Source organism: Telluria sp. RB2R28 (assembly GCF_059685835.1).
The window spans coordinates 115,468-131,660 of sequence record NZ_JCASIK010000007.1 but is presented as its reverse complement, the minus strand read 5'-3'; the positions used below and the strand labels follow the sequence as shown (position 1 = coordinate 131,660).

13 protein-coding genes are annotated in these 16,193 nt (G+C 66.6%); 8 read left to right on the top strand and 5 right to left on the bottom strand.

All coding sequences use genetic code 11. The annotated features are described in order from the left end of the window. Window positions 1–205: 205 nt before the first annotated feature. Window positions 206–1,255, top strand: a complete 1,050-nt coding sequence (locus AC56LV_RS21810) for an NAD(P)-dependent alcohol dehydrogenase (protein ID WP_499560703.1) — start codon at window positions 206–208, stop codon at window positions 1,253–1,255. Between the two features lie 88 nt (window positions 1,256–1,343). Beyond that, on the top strand, window positions 1,344–2,546 hold the full coding sequence (locus tag AC56LV_RS21805) for an MFS transporter (RefSeq protein ID WP_499560701.1): 1,203 nt from the start codon (window positions 1,344–1,346) through the stop codon (window positions 2,544–2,546). Here the strand turns inward: AC56LV_RS21805 and AC56LV_RS21800 are convergent. Both AC56LV_RS21800 and AC56LV_RS21795 read right to left on the bottom strand, forming a co-directional pair. Next, the gene (locus AC56LV_RS21800) at window positions 2,534–3,427 is read right to left on the bottom strand and encodes a LysR family transcriptional regulator (protein ID WP_499560699.1); all 894 of its coding nucleotides are present in this window, start codon (window positions 3,425–3,427) and stop codon (window positions 2,534–2,536) included. The two genes, AC56LV_RS21805 and AC56LV_RS21800, sit on opposite strands and share 13 nt — an antisense overlap. Window positions 3,428–3,433: 6 nt before the next feature. Then, a complete protein-coding gene (locus tag AC56LV_RS21795; protein WP_183553958.1) occupies window positions 3,434–3,754 on the bottom strand; it encodes a hypothetical protein in 321 nt (106 codons plus the stop codon). On the opposite strand from AC56LV_RS21795, the gene AC56LV_RS21790 reads away from it, so the two are divergent. After that, the gene (locus tag AC56LV_RS21790) at window positions 3,735–4,412 is read left to right on the top strand and encodes a DUF6622 family protein (protein ID WP_499560697.1); all 678 of its coding nucleotides are present in this window, start codon (window positions 3,735–3,737) and stop codon (window positions 4,410–4,412) included. The genes AC56LV_RS21795 and AC56LV_RS21790 overlap by 20 nt on opposite strands. Before the next feature lie 6 nt (window positions 4,413–4,418). Here the strand turns inward: AC56LV_RS21790 and AC56LV_RS21785 are convergent, their stop codons facing one another. Beyond that, window positions 4,419–8,882, bottom strand: a complete 4,464-nt coding sequence (locus AC56LV_RS21785) for a translocation/assembly module TamB domain-containing protein (RefSeq protein WP_499560695.1) — start codon at window positions 8,880–8,882, stop codon at window positions 4,419–4,421. Continuing rightward, window positions 8,882–10,666, bottom strand: a complete 1,785-nt coding sequence (locus tag AC56LV_RS21780; RefSeq protein ID WP_499560693.1) for an autotransporter assembly complex protein TamA — start codon at window positions 10,664–10,666, stop codon at window positions 8,882–8,884. Before AC56LV_RS21780 ends, AC56LV_RS21785 begins: the two co-directional genes overlap by 1 nt. Before the next feature lie 266 nt (window positions 10,667–10,932). On the opposite strand from AC56LV_RS21780, the gene queC reads away from it, so the two are divergent. Further along, window positions 10,933–11,640, top strand: a complete 708-nt coding sequence (queC, locus tag AC56LV_RS21775; RefSeq protein ID WP_499560692.1) for a 7-cyano-7-deazaguanine synthase QueC — start codon at window positions 10,933–10,935, stop codon at window positions 11,638–11,640. A gap of 4 nt (window positions 11,641–11,644) precedes the next feature. Here queC and AC56LV_RS21770 read toward each other — a convergent pair whose 3' ends face one another. Continuing rightward, window positions 11,645–12,022: a hypothetical protein gene (locus AC56LV_RS21770; protein WP_499560690.1), complete on the bottom strand. Its 378-nt coding sequence runs from the start codon at window positions 12,020–12,022 to the stop codon at window positions 11,645–11,647. A gap of 213 nt (window positions 12,023–12,235) precedes the next feature. Here AC56LV_RS21770 and AC56LV_RS21765 point away from each other — a divergent pair, with 213 nt between their 5' ends. The 4 genes from AC56LV_RS21765 (at window position 12,236) to AC56LV_RS21750 (ending at window position 16,176) form a co-directional block, all read left to right on the top strand. Further along, window positions 12,236–12,463, top strand: a complete 228-nt coding sequence (locus tag AC56LV_RS21765) for a hypothetical protein (protein ID WP_499560688.1) — start codon at window positions 12,236–12,238, stop codon at window positions 12,461–12,463. Between the two features lie 114 nt (window positions 12,464–12,577). Next, window positions 12,578–13,087, top strand: a complete 510-nt coding sequence (locus tag AC56LV_RS21760; RefSeq protein ID WP_229424703.1) for a hypothetical protein — start codon at window positions 12,578–12,580, stop codon at window positions 13,085–13,087. Between the two features lie 102 nt (window positions 13,088–13,189). After that, window positions 13,190–15,148, top strand: coding sequence for a GAF domain-containing sensor histidine kinase (locus AC56LV_RS21755; RefSeq protein WP_499560686.1), 1,959 nt, complete (start codon window positions 13,190–13,192; stop codon window positions 15,146–15,148). 83 nt (window positions 15,149–15,231) lie between these two features. Continuing rightward, a complete protein-coding gene (locus tag AC56LV_RS21750) occupies window positions 15,232–16,176 on the top strand; it encodes a cation diffusion facilitator family transporter (RefSeq protein ID WP_499560684.1) in 945 nt (314 codons plus the stop codon). The last annotated feature ends 17 nt before the right edge of the window (window positions 16,177–16,193 follow it).

Sequence of the window (16,193 nt, the reverse complement as noted above, 5' to 3'; positions counted from 1 at the left end):
CGACGTTCTCCCGAACGTATTGTGCCACCGGCGCAGGCGCGACGGCGCAGACGCCGTGCCTGCCGGACCCGCGTATTCATGGGCTGGCGTCATATGCCCAATGCATGAACGGGCCTTTATCCCGCTTGCGCCAGCTTTTATATTGCCTCCTTGTTTATCGGTCAGCGCCGCCCGCGCCGCTGATCGCATCACCACAAGGATTCCCATGACTGTCAAAGCCTATGGCGCTTACGCGCCCGACCAAGCCCTCGAATCGATGGACATCACGCGCCGCGCGCCTGGCGCGCACGACGTGCAGATCGCGATCGACTTCTGCGGCGTCTGCCACTCCGACCTGCACACCGTGCGCGGCGAATGGGCCGGCTCGCAGTTTCCCTGCGTCCCGGGCCACGAGATCGTCGGCCGCGTGTCGGCCATCGGCGCCCACGTCACGCAGCACAAGGTCGGTGACCTGGTCGGTGTCGGCTGCATGGTCGACTCGTGCAAAGCGTGCGCCGATTGCGGCGAAGGCCTGGAAAACTATTGCGACAATATGGTCGGCACCTACAATGGGCCGACCCCGGATGCACCGGGCCACACGCTGGGCGGCTACTCCGAGCAGATCGTCGTGCACGAACGCTTCGTGCTGCGCGTGACGCACCCGCAAGAGCAGCTGGCCGCCGTGGCGCCGCTGCTGTGCGCCGGCATCACCGTCTGGTCGCCGCTGCGCCACTGGAACGCCGGTCCTGGCAAGAAAGTCGGCATCGTCGGCATCGGTGGCCTGGGCCACATGGGCATCAAGCTGGCCCACGCCATGGGCGCGCATGTCGTGGCGTTCACGACGTCGGCATCCAAGCGCGACGATGCGCTGGCGCTGGGCGCCGATGAAGTCGTGATCTCGAAGGATGCCGACGCCATGGCGGCGCAGGCCAAGACCCTCGACCTGATCATCAACACGGTCGCTGCGCCGCACGACCTGGACGCGTTCCTGCAGATCCTCAAGCGTGACGGCACCATGGTGCTGGTCGGTGCGCCGGATTCGCCACACCCGTCGCCGCAGGTGTTCAGCCTGATCATGAAGCGCCGCGCGATCGCCGGTTCGATGATCGGCGGGATTCCGGAAACCCAGGAGATGCTCGATTTCTGCGCTGAACACGGCATCGTGTCGGACATCGAGATGATCCGCGCCGACGAAATCAACGGCGCCTACGAGCGCATGCTCAAGGGTGACGTCAAGTACCGCTTCGTGATCGACAGCGCCACGCTGGCCGCGTAAGTCTCCTTCAGCCCTGGCGGGCTGCTTCTCCGCTCCTCCTGCGCCCCCGGTACAGGAGGAGCGTTTGTTTTCCACTCTTGCATAACCAATGAATCCAACCATTTCCGTCGCTTGCGACAGCAAGCCGGCCGCGCCCGCGGCGTGGGGCGCCGTGCTGGCGATGTCGCTTGCCGCCTTTGCCCTCGTCGCGTCCGAATTCATGCCGGTCAGCCTGCTCACGCCACTGGCGGCCGACCTGCGCATCACCGAAGGCCAGGCCGGGCAGTCAATCGCCATTTCCGGTGCATTCGCGCTCCTGACCAGTCTGTGCCTGACGTCCGTCGTGGGCCGGCTCGACCGCAAGACGCTGCTGCTGGCGCTGACCGGCCTGATGATCGCCTCGGGCACCGTGGCTGCGTTTGCGCCTAACTATCCGCTGTTCATGGTGGGCCGCGCGCTGATCGGCGTGGCCATCGGCGGCTTCTGGTCGATGTCGGCGGCCACCGCGATGCGCCTCGTGCCCACGGCCGACGTGCCGCGCGCGCTGGCCATCCTCAATGGCGGCAATGCGCTGGCCACGGTGATTGCCGCGCCCGCAGGCAGCTACCTGGGCGGCGTGATCGGCTGGCGCGGCGCGTTCTTTTGCCTGGTGCCGGTGGCGACGCTGGCACTGGCCTGGCTCTGGTTCAGCCTTCCGGCGCTGCGCCCCGAGAACCGGCAGGCGCCGGCCAGCATGTTCACATTGTTGAAGCGTCCCGCGGTCTGCCTGGGCATGGGGGCGGCAAGCCTGTTCTTCATGGGGCAGTTTGCGCTGTTCACCTATCTGCGGCCGTTCCTGGAAACCGTCACCCGCGTCGATGTGTCGACGCTGTCGCTGATGCTGCTGGTACTTGGTGTGGCCGGATTCATCGGCACGACGCTGATCGGGTCCGTGCTCAGGGAGCGCATGTACCCGGTCCTGATCGCGATCCCGCTCATCATGGCGGCGATCGTGGCGGCGTTGCTCGTCGTCGGCCAGTCAGTGGCGGCAACGACGGTGCTGCTGGCCATCTGGGGACTGGTGGCGACGGCGGCGCCGGTGGGCTGGTGGACCTGGCTGTCGCGTACACTGCCGCGCGATGCCGAAGCCGGCGGCGGCCTGATGGTGGCGGTAGTGCAGCTGGCGATCATGCTCGGCGCCACCGGCGGCGGCCTGCTGTTCGACGCCAGCGGCCATGGCGCCACGTTCGGGTTCAGCGCCGCCGTGCTGGTGGCGGCCAGCTTGCTGGCATTACTGGCGGCGCGCGCCGGCCGCGTCGATCAACCCGTATAACGCAGCGCGTCGATCACGAGGCCCAGTGCGCGCGACGAATGGCGCCGGCTCGGGTAGTAGGCGTGCAGACCGGGAAAGCTGGGACACCAGTCTTCCATCACGCTGACCAGGCGCCCGGCCTGCAGGTGCGGCGCGATCAGGCTCTCGGGCAGGAAGGTCACGCCCACGCCGTCGAGCGCCGCAGCGAGCATGTGATGGACGTTGGTAAACACCGCCTGGCCGCGCACGCGCGCCTCGACCGGTTGGCCGTCATGCAGCAATTCCCACGCATACAGCCCGCCGCTGCTGGCCAGGCGCAGGTTGATGCAGTTGTGCGTCATGAGATCCTGCAGCGACGCCGGTGCCGGCTGGCGCGCGAAGTAGGCAGGCGCGCCGACGATCCGCATCGGCACGTCGGCCGTCAGGCGCACGGCGATCATGTCCTTCTCCACCTGGTCGCCATGGCGCACGCCGATGTCGAAGCGTTCGGCCGCGATGTCCACCAGACGGTAGTCCGAGCTGATTTCGATGTGCAGCTCGGGATACTGCGGCAGCAGTGGCGCGATGCGCGGCCACAGAACCGTGTCGATCACGTGGTCAATGGCCGTGATGCGCACGGTGCCGGCGGGCTTGTCGCCCAGGTCGGTGATGGCCGTGATCTCCGCATCGATTTCTTCCAGCCGCGGCCCCACGTTCTGCAGCAGGCGCTCGCCCGCCTCGGTGGGCGAGACGCTGCGCGTCGTGCGCGTGAGCAGGCGCACACCCAGGCGTTCCTCGAGCCCGCGCACGATGTGGCTGAGGGCCGACTGGCTCATGCCCAGCTTGGCGGCGGCGCGCGTGAAGCTGCGCTCGCGCGCAACGGCGATGAAGACGAGGATATCGTTGATGTTGTCGCGGGCCATGCGGGATCAAGCCTGATCGGCCTCGCCGCCGCTGCGGGTGCTGCGCAGCCAGTCGCTGCCCTTGCCAGCCAGCGCCGTATCGATGACGCCCTGCGGCAGGCTGTAGACGGTGGCCCAGGTGGCGCGCCCATCGATATCGTTGGACGGGAAGCTGGTGGTTTCGATCGGCCAGTGGTATTTGCGTTTCAGCGCGCGCACGATCGCGGCCAGCGTCACGCGTCCGCGCAGCGGCTCGCTGCCTGCCTGGTCGGCGTTCGACAACAGCACGGCGAGCACTGCGCCGCGTGCGGTGCGTGGGCCGGGGAAGATGGGATGTTTGCTTGCCATGGCCAGATTCTACCCGGCCAGCGCAAAGTTCGCGCCGCGCGGCAGGCAGTTCGCGCCGGCCGGGCGCCCCTTCGTCGCACCGGATGCCGCGGCGCCTGGCGTGTACGCAAAATGTACGCACCTTCTACCTGCAACGGAGCCCGTCATGCTGATCCAGATCCTGACCCACACGCCCCTGTATGTCTGGGCCATCCTCGCATTCCTGCTCTGGCGCGGCGCGGTCGAGATGCGCGATCGCGAACTGACGCTGCGCCGGATGCTGATCCTGCCGCTGGTGATGCTGGGATTGTCGCTGAACGATATGGCGCTCAAGTTCGACATGGGAATGGTGCTGCTGGCTGCCTGGGGCACCGGCTGTGCGGCGGCGATGCTGCTGGCCTGGCGCTTCGGCCGCACGCGCATCGCAGCCGGTACGGCGCCGGACCGCGTGCTGGTGCGTGGCAGCGTGATGCCATTGATGCTGATGCTGGCAATTTTTCTGACCAAGTACATCACGTCGGTCGTGCTGGTGATCCAGCCGCACCTGGCGCAGCAGTTGGCGGTGGCCGCGACGATCTGCCTCGTGTTCGGTGTGTTCAATGGCTTGCTGCTGGGCCGCCTGGTGCGCATGGCGGGCGCCGTGGGACAGCAGCGGACAGGGTTGTCCGCTGCTGTCTAGGCCAGATCAGTCAAACGCCCACGAATAGAGAATATCAAGCGCGCTGTTGGTCCCGGTCTGGAACTGCAGCGAGATACGCGGCGTGAGCTTGTAGCGCAGGCGCACCAGGCTCGATGCGGTACTGGTGCCTTGCTCGAAGCTCAGGTAAGCGCGCTGCGAGATGCGCTTGCCGACCGTGACCACGGTGCTTTCCAGTCCCGAACCGCTGCCGCCGCCGGCGCCCTGTTTCAGGCCCAGTTCATCCACGCCCAGCGAGTTGGCGATCTTGGACTGGATGCCGCCGGTGCCGCCGCTGCCGCCCAGCAGGGCGCTGGCAGCTGCTGTCAGCACGCCTTTCTGGTCGCCGCTGGCTGCTTCCATGCCCTGGCCGAGCACGAGCCACGACAGCTTGTCGCTGTCGGACACGTTCGGCGTCGACACCAGGCGCGCCGTCGGCGATTGCGCCGTGCCACGCACCTGGACGCCGGCTTCGACGTTGGTCTCGGACAGCTGCTCGCCCTCGGGGCGCTTGCGCACCGCGAGGATGTCGAGCGACGGGTTGTCGTACGGGCCGCTGAAGGTCATCACGGCGCGTTCGATCGACAGGTTCTGGCCATACGCGGCGTAGGTGCCGTTCAGCGCGCGGATGGTGCCGTTGATGCGTGGCTGGCCGCTGCCCGTCATGCGCACGCGGGCAGTGCCGGCCAGGTAGGCGTCGATGCCCATCGCGCGGATGTGGAAGTCGTCGCCCAGGTCGGCCGCCAGGTCCACCGTCAGCGGCACTTCCTTCTCGCTGGTTTTTGGCGTTGGCTTGGTGGTGCCGCGGCCCAGCACGATGACGTCGTCCGAGATCGTCGGCGTGCCTTGCGGCGCAAATTCGATCAGGGCGCGGTCGGCGCGGAATTTGCCTTCCAGTGCGAAGCGGCTGGCGTCACGTACGAGCGATGCCTGACCGCTCAGGATCACGGTGCGATCCGGGCGCGACAGGGCTTCGAGCCTGTCCATGTTCAGGCGAATATCCATCGTCGGCGCACCGTCGGCAAAGCGCACGTAGCCGCTGGCCGCGGCGCCGCCCTGGCGGCCCTGGAACGACAGCTTTTCGATGCGCAGCTGGTCGCCGCCAAGCAGCGCGCGCAGTTCGCCGTTGCGCAGGTTCACGCCTTGTTCGGCCCAGCGCACGCCCAGCTTGTCGCCATCGAGATTGCCGTTCAGGCTCGGCTTGCCGATCGTGCCGCCACCCGTCATCGCCACGCGCAGCGCGCCGTCGAGTTCGAGGCCCGGCTGGCCAGCCAGCGCCGCGAGCCAGGCGATCGACGGGATATTGGCATTGGCCGTCATGCGCAGCGGGCTGGCGCTCTCCAGGCGGCCGTTGATCATCTGCGCGTTGGCGTCGATCTTGGCCACGCCGGTGCGGGCGCCGTCCAGGTCCAGGTTCACGCGCAGGCTGCTGCCCACCACTTCGGCGCGTGCCTCCAGCTGGCGCAGGCCAAGCGGCACGGGCGTGTCGCCACCGACGATGGCGTCGCCCTTTTCGCGGAACACGCGCACGTTGCCGGCCAGCGAAGGCGCGGCGCCTTGCGCTTGCGGCGCGCGCATGTCGACCGACCAGGCCGCGCCCAGCGTCAGGTCGCCGCGCGCGTTGTCGGCCAAGCTTGGGGAGAATTGGGCCAGGTAGGTCAGCGGCACATTGTCGGCATGGCCGCGGCTGGCCCAGCGCGGGCCGTCCTTGGTCAGCGCGTCGACCGTGATGCTGCCGTTCGGCAGGGCGATCACAGCGCCATTGAATGCGATACGCTCCGGGCTGGCCAGGCCGGCGAGACCGCCGCCCGGCGCGCCGCTGACCGTCAACGGCACCGGCTTTTGCAGGTTCATCGCATAGCGGCCACGGTTCTGCAGTGCGGCCAGCGTGCCGCTCCAGGTGTCCTTCGAGAAGGCGCCACGCAGTTCTGCATTGGCATCGAACGCGTCGCCCAGCGCCGACAGGCGCAGCGTGTGCGCACCGCGCGTGCCGTCGGTTTTCAGGCGCACGGACGCCACGCGCGTGTCGCCGTTGACGTAGTCGAGCACCTCGACATCGGTCACCAATGGGTCGCTTGCGCCACGGCCGGAACCGAGGTTGGCGCTGGCTTTCAGTGAGCGCACCGTGTGCGTGCCCATGGCGCGCAGGTTCTGGCCCGCGATGGTCGCCGTGAGCGATGGCGTGTCGGCCGTGCCGGACAGGACGCCCGAGCCGCGCAGCACGCCGCCGTACTCGGGGCCGAACGCGGCCAGTTGCGGCGCATCGATGCGCCAGTTGAGCGCATCGCGCGCGGCACCAAAACTGCCGGTAGCGGCGATGACGTTCGGACCCACGTGCAGGTCGACGTTGGCGTCGGACACATGGCGGCGGTCGGCCGCCAGGCGCGCATGGCCCCAGAACGGCGAATTGGCCAGCGTCGAGTCGACCACCTTCAGGTCCAGCGCGCCGCGCCAGTCAGCGCCCGCACGGCCGCTGCCGGTAAAGGTCGAGTTGATATTGCCGGCGAGCGGCGAACCGAAGGCAGCCGGGTTGAAGCGTTCGGTCGCGCCGGTGGCCTTGACTTCGACCACGCGTGCATCCTCGGGGCCGCCCAGCCAGGCTTCACCCTGGGCACGCACGACGCCGCTGTTGTTCTTGCGCTGGGCGTCGACCCAGCCCAGGTTGCGCGCGTTGACGTCGAACGTCGTGCGCGGCGCCGCCATGGTGCCGGTGACGACGCCGTTGGCCACCACCGCGCCATACAGGTCGGCGCGCACGGCGGCGAGCTGGCGGCCGTCCAGGCGCCATTGCAGGCGGTCGCCCGCGCCGCCAAACGCGCCTTTCAGGTCGACCGTGTTCTGGCCCAGCGCCAGGTTGGCGTCGATGCCGGCAAAGCGCTTGGCATCGGCCGTGAGTTTGCCTTTGCCGCTCAGCGGCTGGTTCATCAGTCGGCTCTGGCGCACGGCGAAGTCGGCGTCGACCTTCCATGCGGGCGTCAGAACGCCGGCGGCATTGACGGTGGCGTTGATGTCGGCCGCCGGCAGGTCGCCAAATTCGGACGGGTCGAAGCGGCTGGCATTGGCCGTGGCCTTGAAGGCCTGATCGCCTTCGAGGTTCATGGTGCCGCTGGCCGTAACGCTGCCGCGCCCGGCGCGCAGCGTCGCTTCACGCAGCGTGGCCACATTGTTTTCCAGCGTGGCCAGCGCGCTCAAGCGCAGGCCAGCGTCAATCAGGTTCGCCTCTAACGTCTGGCGCGTAGCCTCGTTGGTGACCGCAATATCGCCCTTGATCGCCGTCGGCTTCATGGCCGAATGCACTTCGCGCAGATTGAAGCGGTCGGTGTGCAGCGCGAAGCGTGCGGTGCCGATGCCTTCTTCGTCCTTCGTGCGCTGCACGCCGCCGGTGCCGGTGAATGTGCCGGCCGCGCCGAAGTCGAGCAGGACGTTCGAGACATTCAGCGCTGACAGGTTGCCGCCCAGTTGCCCGCGCGCCGCGCGCAGCGGCAGGCGTTGCTGGTCGATCGTGCCTTCCGGCCCGGTATTGGTGATGTCGACGCTGCCGCTGATATTGCGTTGTTCGTCCAGCTTGCCGACGACCGCGAAGGTCAGGTCGGCAGTCGGCAGGGCAGGGTTGAAGAAGCCCGGATCGACGTTGCGGCCATTGATGCGCAGCGCGCGCAGCGGGATCTCGGCGTACGGCGCAAGCGTGAAGTGGGCGTCGCCGATGGCGCGTCCGGCGGTGCCGGTGGCGTCGATCTGCGTGGCGTTTTGAATGTCGCCGCCAACCTTGATCTGCAACTGCGCAGCGCGGGCGCCGGCGCTGGCCTGCGATTGTGTCAGGCTGCCGGTGGCGTCGATCTTGAAGGGACGGGCCGCGCCGACGGTGGCATTGGCGGCAACCTGGCCCCATGGCGTGGCCGCCGTGGCGTTCTGCACGACCCAGCTGCGCTTGTCGCCCTTGGCGCGCGCGCGGATATTGTCGATGCGCGTTTCGGCGCCGCCGATGTTCACCATCGTCAGATTGGCGAGGCGGGCGTCGTCGACCTCGATCGCGAATGGTGGCGCCAGACTGGCCGGGAGCACGGATGGCTCGTCGGTTTCCTTCAGCGTCTGCATGCGCACGCTGGCGGCCCACAGCTGGTCGATCAGGATGCCGCCCGACAGCACCTGGCCCGGCGACCAGTCGATGTCGATCTTGTTGGCGGTGACGATCTGCTCGTCGGTGCGCCAGATCAGGCGTTCGATGTGCATCTTGCCGTACAAGGTGCCGCTCACGCCCGTGAGCGTGAGCTTGCCGCCGGTGGCGCTGGCAACGCGCTGGGCGATCATCTGCAAGGTGGTTTCGCGGCCCAGGTACCAGAGCGTGCCGCCGACGATGACGCCGGTGGCGACAAGGCCGATCGCGACGCGGCGCGGCCAGCGGCGTGGGTTGGCCTGGGCTTGGTCGGGCGTCGGCGCCTGCTGCTTTGCAGCGTTATTGTCAGGTGTATCCATCAGAACGTGAATCCGAGTGAGAAGTGCAGGCGCGCCTTGCGCACCGCGTGGCCGTAGGCCAGGTCGACATTGATCGGACCGACCGGGCTGCGCCAGCGCGCGCCCACGCCGTAGCCCGACTTGGGATTGAGGTCGCCGAACTTGTCGGCGGCATTGCCGACGTCATAGAACACGGCCACGCCCCAGGGCGGCTTGAACCAGTACTGGTATTCGGCGCTGGCGGTGGCCAGGTAACGGCCGCCCACGGTCGCGCCGTTTTCCTGCACACCCAGCTCCTGGTAACCATAGCCGCGCACCGACTGGTCGCCACCGGCGCGGAACAGGAAGGTGCTCGGCACGCCGAGTTTTTCCTTCGACGCCACAGCGCCGGTTTCGCCGCGCAGGATCAGCGTGCCGGCCGGGCCCAATGGCTTGTAGTAGATGCCGCGCAGGTACATGCGCAGGAATTTTTCGTCCGTCAGGATCGGGAGCACGGCGCCGCCAAGCTGCGCGTTGACCACATAGCCGTTGGTCGGCAGGATCAGGCTGTCGAGCTTGCGCTTGGTGATGCTGTAGGTGAGCGGCAGGCTTTTGGTGCGGGTGGGTTCGAGGCCCTCGACTTCGCGTTCTTCGGTCAGCGCTTCGAGCGTCACGCTTTGCTCCAGCAGCGGCGAGCCCCAGGCACGGCGTGCGGCGACGCTGGCCAGCGTGGTCAGTTCGCCGCGCAGGTCTTCGCGTTCAACACCGGCGCTGATGCTGTCGTTGTAGCCCTTGGCCGTGGTTGGCCAGAACAGTTCGCCCTTGGCGGTCTGGCGTTTTTGTTCGTAGATCAGGTCGCTCTTGAAGCGCTTGCCGAACACGTTCAGGTCGTCGTAGCTCAGCTGCGCGCGGCCGCCCGTGTCGGTCGAAAAGCCCACACCGGCTTCGACGTTCTTCTGCTTGTTTTCAGTCACGCGCACGATCACCGGCAGCGTGGTCGGGCCGGTCGCCGGTTCCGGCGTGGCCGGGTTGGCGTCGCTGTCGGCGTCTTCCTTGATGTCGGCGATTTCGGCATTCAGTACGGCGCGCATGTCGGCGCTGACCTCGACGCTGGCGAAGTAGCCGGTCTCCTGCAAGCGCGCTTGCAGCGCCTGCAGCGCCGCTTCGCTGTACTGGTCGCCCGGGTTGATCTTGTTGAGGTTGGTGATGACTTCGGCCGGGTAACGTTTCAGGCCGCGGATTCGTAGCTGGCCGAAGCGCATCTCGGGGCCCGAATCGATCACCACGCGCAGCAGCGCGCGGCGCGAATCCGGATCGACGGTCGCACTGGTTTCGACCAGGCGTGCGCGCGGGAAGCGGCTTTGTGCAATGTCGCGCACGAGGCCTTTCTTGGCGCCTTCCCAGTCGGACTGGCGGAACTGGCTGCCCACCGGCAGCGTCCAGCGGTTGCGCAGGGCGCCGGCGTCGAATGGGGCGCCGCCTTCTTCAAAGGCGGCAAAGCCCTGCAACACCAGGTCGACGTCGCCGACCAGCACCGGCTGGCCCGGATCGACGATCACGCGCGCGACCGGCCGTGCACCGCTGGTGTCGAGGCCAACCGAGACTTTCGGTGAGTAGTAGCCTTCGGTGGCGATCAGGCTGGTGGCTTGTGCCGGCGCTTCTTTCACGAGGCGCTGCAGCTGGTCGATGTCGACGCGCGAGTTGCCGCGCCAGCGCATCAGGTCGAGGTTCTCTTCAAGCAACTCCTCCAGCGCGCGCGGCGCGTCGATACGCACCGTGTAATCGACGCCGGTGGTACTTTGCGCATAGACAGCGGTGGCAAACATGAATGCGCCAACACCCAGCAGGGAGCGTTGCAACAGCGGAGGAAGTGTGCGCTGGCGGGGACCCTTGCGCAGGTGGGGATTCGATCGTGACAACGTGACGCTCCATTGGGTGACTCGTTCGCATCTTAACTGATTGGCAAAGTCGATGGCGGACGTGAAATGTTGCGCGCGCGCGTCTGGACAAGAACGGCTTTATCGGCCACGGTGCCCGCGATCTGTGCCAGAATTGACGGTTGACCCCCTGCCTTTTACCTTCTTTTACCACCATGACCATCCTCTCTACCGATACCGCGCTCGTCCTGTTCAGTGGCGGCCAGGACTCCACCACCTGCCTGGCCTGGGCGCTGCGGCGCTATGCGCGGGTCGAGACGATCGGCTTCGATTATGGCCAGCGCCATGCGATCGAGCTGGCCGTGCGCCCCGGCGTGCTGGCCAAGCTGCGCGCGCTCAATCCCGACTGGGACACGCGCCTGGGCGACGATCACATGATCGACCTGTCCCTGATCTCCAAAATTTCCGACACGGCCTTGACCAGCAATGTCGCGATCGAGATGCAGGAAAACGGCTTGCCGAATACGTTCGTCCCGGGCCGCAACCTGATGTTCATGACGGTGGCGGCGACGGTGGCCTACCGGCGCGGACTGAACGTGCTGGTGGGCGGGATGTGCGAGACGGATTTCTCGGGCTACCCGGATTGCCGCGACGACACGATGAAGGCGCTGCAGGTGGCGCTGAACCTCGGCATGGCCACCAGACTCAAGGTCGAAACGCCGCTGATGTGGATCGACAAGGCCCAGACCTGGGAACTGGCGGAGCAGGAGGGTGGCGCAGCGCTGGTCGATCTGATCCGCTTCGATACGCACACCTGCTATCTGGGTGAGCGGGGTGAGGCGCATGCTTGGGGCCACGGTTGTGGCACGTGCCCGGCGTGCGCCCTGCGTGCGCGTGGTTACGCGCAGTACGTGGCGCGCTAAGTTTTTACGCTGCCGCGGCCTTGTCCAGCGTGACCGGGCGCGGCCGGCGCATCGCGTACCACACGAGCGCCACGACAAGTACCAGCGGCAGCAGCAGCGGCGACATCGCCAGCGCCAGCACGACGGCGCCGATCGCCAGCGAGCCGATCAAAATCACGCCAACCCCGGCAAACACCACCGCCAGTACCGCCACCGTGATCACCGAGATGAACATGGCCAGCAGCATGCCGCCACCCGTGAACAGCGTGGCCAGCAGGAAGCCCAGCGGGCCATCGATCTGGTCGCCATCGAGATTGACCGTCATGTCGCCGCTCCAGGTAAACAGATTCCACAGCATGGCGGCAAACAGGAACAGGATGACGTAGGGGGCGTATTTTTTCATGGCAGTCCTCGCGAATGGTTGGGTTGAGCTGTTTGGTCTTGCATGCTCGAACTGTAGGCGCGGCGCACGTGCGCGGCCAGCCGCGTGCGACAGGCTGCATGTTTAACGGGATGAAATGTGCATAGGCCGGGCCAGCCAGATCCGCCCATTCCGTCCTTGTAATCACGGCAGCGTTTCCTATACTGACAGCCTGCTCTGTTTCAGGGGGACCCCATGTACGCTGTGCCCAATGCCTTCCACGACCTGGCCCATGCATCGGGCGGACCGAAGGATCCGCCCTCGGCGCCACCGGCCATTCCGCCCATCATCATCACGCCGTTCAACCGCGATACGCCGGCGCCCAACGGCGATCCGCGGCCGATCCCCGTCGGCCCGCCAATCATGCCGCCACCCGGCCCGTCGTGGCGCTGTCCACGCATCGTCGACGATTGTCCGGCATAGTTATTTAGACTATTTCAGCCAATCGCTCGCAGCAGCGCCGTGCGGCCTTTTTCATGGGGCCGGTTTCCTCTATGATCGTGGTTTTGGGCGCGCAAGCGCCGAGGACACCGACCCATGAACGACCAGATGCTGGACCCCGACAGCGACGACGGCAGCGAGGACACCGGCCCCGTGCAGCAACCCCGGCTGTGGCAGGGCAATGGCTGGACCGCGCGCGTGATCAAGAACGACGACGATGAAGGCTGGGCCGTGGCAATGTACAAGGATGGCGAGCCCGAACCGGCGCTGGTCGGTCCCTGGACCATGGGCCGCGACAAGAAGAACCCGAAGCCGCTCGACACCAATGCCTTCAACACGCTGATCAAGACGGCGTCCGAAGTCATTCGCCGCCACGAGCAGCACATGCACGCGATCCTGCACAAGAACCTGTACATCTTCACCGAGCAGGGCGAACTGAAGGTCACGCTCGATATTGTCCCGGACGACGACGATCCGTACGCGATGCTGGCCGCCACCGACGAGATGGGCGAGCAGGTTGCGCGCGTGCGCGTGGCGCCGACCTTCAAGCTCACCCCGAGTTCGGCGCAGGCCTGGGTCGAGAACGACTTCCGCGCGCCGCGCTAAAAAGCCACAGCCGGGCGCGGCAGGCTGCTGCGCCCGGCCTCAAGCTGCTACTATTTCCTCTGCGCATCATCAGATGCATTCTGTGAACAGGTGGGGGAAAGTATGGAACGTCTTGACCGGCTGGAAGCGGTGCAGTCGATGTTGCTCGATATCGGACAACTCTCGACCAGCTGCAGCGACATCACCGCATTCATCCGGGCCGTGCACGGCGCGCTGGGCCGCATCATGTACGCGGCCAACTTCTATGTGGCGCTGGCCGACCATGAAGACGGCACCGTGCGCTTTCCCTATTTCGTCGATGAAGTCGACGGCGCGCCCGATCCGCTCGAACGCATCCGGCTCGCCTCGCCCGACCAGTCGCCCACGGCCTGGGTGCTGCTCAACCGCCATAGGCTGGTGCTGACGGCGGCCGACTTCAAGGAGCGCCACCGCAAGGCGGCCGGGCGCTGGGGCAACGGCAGCACGCCGGAGCATTTTGTTGCCTGTGCGCTGCTCGACCAGAACCACCAGGCGCTGGGCACGATCGTCATCCAGAGCTACTCTGCCGACCAGACCTACAGCGAAGAAGACATTGCGCTGTTCGGGCTGATCGCCAACCACGTCTCGAACGCGCTGCAGGGCCTGCAAAGCATGGACCGGCTGGAACGCGCGGTCTCGGCGCGCACGGCCGCGCTGGCGCACGAGGTGGCCGAGCGCCGCCGCGCCGAAAAGATCCAGCACGCGCTGTACGAGATCGCCGACCTGTCGGCGCAGGCGCTCGACACTGACCAGCTCAGCGCCAGCCTGCACCGCATCATCGGCGAACTGATGGTGGCCGACAACTTCCTGATCGGCCTGTACCACCAGCGCACGCAAGAGATCAGCATCCCGTACTTCGTCGACCAGAAGGACAGCGCGCCACCGCTGCTGCGCTTCCCGTTCGGCAAGGCGATGTGTTCGCACATCCTGTCGACCAAGCAGGCGCAGCTGCACGACGTGGCCAGCTTCAGGGCGCTCGTTGACGCCGGCACCGTGGCCGAGCCGCTGGGCAGCACGGATATCGCAAGCTGGATGGGCGCGCCGATGCTGGTCAACGACCAGCCGTACGGCGTGATTGTGGTGCAGAGCTACGACCCGGCGATCGTCTACAGCAAGGCCGACCTCGATCTGCTGGCGTTCATGGCCAGCCACGTGGCCGTGGCGATTGCGCGCATGCAGGCCGACCGCCGGATCCGCAAGACCAAGGAAGCCCTCGAGCAGCAGAACGCGGCACTGAACGACGCGCTGCACGCGCTGCAGGAGGCGCAGTCCGAACTGGTGCGGCAGGAAAAACTTGCCTCGCTCGGCCGCCTGGTGGCCGGCGTGGCGCATGAAATCAATACGCCGCTGGGCATCTGCGTGACGGCCACGAGCCACCTGGTGCAGGAGCTGAAACTCACGCGCGAAGAACTGGCAGCGGGCGAGATGACCGCAGAGAGCCTGGAGAGCTTCTTCGACATCGTCGACCAGTCGCTGCGCATCATGACCACCAACACCCAGCGCGCCGCCAACCTGGTGCGCAGCTTCAAGCAGGTGGCGGTGGACCAGTCGTCGGACGATATCCGCAGCTTCAACCTGGGCGCGTACCTGAACGAAGTGCTCCTGTCGCTGCACCCGAAGCTCAAGGGCCGCCCGGTGAAGGTCGCGGTCGATTGCCCGCCCGACCTGCTGCTCGACAGCTTCCCGGGCGCGGTGTCGCAGATCCTCACCAATATGGTCATGAATTCGCTGGTGCACGGCTTCGAGCACGAGCAGGCCGGCAACATTACGCTGCGCGCTGCACTGGGCACCGATGGCTGGGTCGTGATGGAGTACGCCGACGACGGGGCAGGGATGGATGCCGCCACGCTCGACAAATTGTTCGATCCGTTCTTTACCACGCGGCGCGGGACCGGGGGCAGTGGCCTGGGCGCACACATCCTGTACAACCTGGTGACCGGCGCGCTGGGCGGGACAGTGCGGGCCACGAGTGCGCCGGGGCAGGGGCTGACGTACCACCTGCGTTTTCCCCGTTCGCAGCGCAAGGAAAAACTGGCGGCCTAGTGCCACGATCGAGCGGGCACGTGCGGCGCCGTACAGATGCGTTGCTGCAGGTTCTTTACGCTGGGCTCCCATTTGGAGAGTCCATGAACGAGAACAAGCAAGACGCGCCACGCCAGGGCTCGCAAAAAGTCATCTATGCGGCAATTGCCGCCAACCTGGGCATCGCGGTGGCCAAGTTCATCGTCGCCGGCATCACCGGCAGTGCGGCGATGGTGGCCGAGGGTATCCACTCGGCCGTCGACACGGGCAATGAATTCCTGTTGCTGCTGGGCGAACGCCGCAGCGCCCGCGCGCCCGATCGCAAACACCCGTTCGGCTACGGCAAGTCGCTGTATTTCTGGGCGCTGATCGTTGCGCTGTCGGTCTTTTCGCTGGGCGGCGGATTATCGATCTACCATGGCGTCGCCGCACTGCAGAACCCGCCGCCACTGGAAGACCCGATGTGGAGCTACGTCGTGCTTGGTGTGGCTGTCCTGTTCGAAGGGTATAGCTGGAATGTGTCGCGCAAGGAATTGAACACGGCGCGCAAACCCGGCACGACGCTGTGGCAGGCCGTCCGTGCGAGCAAGGATGCGTCCGTCTTCACGATTTTCATCGAGGATTCCGCGGCGCTGCTGGGTCTCGGGATTGCCGCCGCCGGCATCGCGCTGGGCCACTACTTCAATAATCCGTACATCGATCCGGCCGCGTCGATCCTGATTGGCCTGCTGTTGATCGGCGCCGCCTTCATGCTGGCGCGCGAGACCGGTGGCCTGCTCGTGGGCGAAGCGATCGACCATGACGAGCTGGCCGCATTGAAGGCGCTGTTCCTGCGCGAGCCGGCGCTGGACAGCGTGGCCAGCCTGCGCACGATGCAGCTGGGACCGGAAGAAGTGCTGCTGGCCGCGTCGGTCCAGTTTCGCCGGGGACTGTCGATCGATAAGGTGGAAGCGGCGATCGGCCGCATCGAAACCGCGGTGGCAGCCGAGCATCCGGTGATTCGTCAAATTTATTTCGATGCGTCGGCGCTGCGCGCTGCGCTCAAGTAAGCGTCAGGCGATCCGGA

Excerpts from the sequence above, each read along its gene's own strand:
- AC56LV_RS21760 (WP_229424703.1), top strand. The coding sequence starts at position 12,578 with ATGAACGACCAGATGCTGGACCCCGACAGCGACGACGGCAGCGAGGAC.
- AC56LV_RS21780 (WP_499560693.1), bottom strand. The coding sequence starts at position 10,666 with ATGTTTGCCACCGCTGTCTATGCGCAAAGTACCACCGGCGTCGATTAC.
- AC56LV_RS21795 (WP_183553958.1), bottom strand. The coding sequence starts at position 3,754 with ATGGCAAGCAAACATCCCATCTTCCCCGGCCCACGCACCGCACGCGGC.
- AC56LV_RS21765 (WP_499560688.1), top strand. The coding sequence starts at position 12,236 with ATGTACGCTGTGCCCAATGCCTTCCACGACCTGGCCCATGCATCGGGC.
- AC56LV_RS21785 (WP_499560695.1), bottom strand. The coding sequence starts at position 8,882 with ATGGATACACCTGACAATAACGCTGCAAAGCAGCAGGCGCCGACGCCC.
- AC56LV_RS21810 (WP_499560703.1), top strand. The coding sequence starts at position 206 with ATGACTGTCAAAGCCTATGGCGCTTACGCGCCCGACCAAGCCCTCGAA.
- AC56LV_RS21755 (WP_499560686.1), top strand. The coding sequence starts at position 13,190 with ATGGAACGTCTTGACCGGCTGGAAGCGGTGCAGTCGATGTTGCTCGAT.
- queC (WP_499560692.1), top strand. The coding sequence starts at position 10,933 with ATGACCATCCTCTCTACCGATACCGCGCTCGTCCTGTTCAGTGGCGGC.
- AC56LV_RS21790 (WP_499560697.1), top strand. The coding sequence starts at position 3,735 with ATGGGATGTTTGCTTGCCATGGCCAGATTCTACCCGGCCAGCGCAAAG.
- AC56LV_RS21800 (WP_499560699.1), bottom strand. The coding sequence starts at position 3,427 with ATGGCCCGCGACAACATCAACGATATCCTCGTCTTCATCGCCGTTGCG.
- AC56LV_RS21805 (WP_499560701.1), top strand. The coding sequence starts at position 1,344 with ATGAATCCAACCATTTCCGTCGCTTGCGACAGCAAGCCGGCCGCGCCC.
- AC56LV_RS21770 (WP_499560690.1), bottom strand. The coding sequence starts at position 12,022 with ATGAAAAAATACGCCCCCTACGTCATCCTGTTCCTGTTTGCCGCCATG.
- AC56LV_RS21750 (WP_499560684.1), top strand. The coding sequence starts at position 15,232 with ATGAACGAGAACAAGCAAGACGCGCCACGCCAGGGCTCGCAAAAAGTC.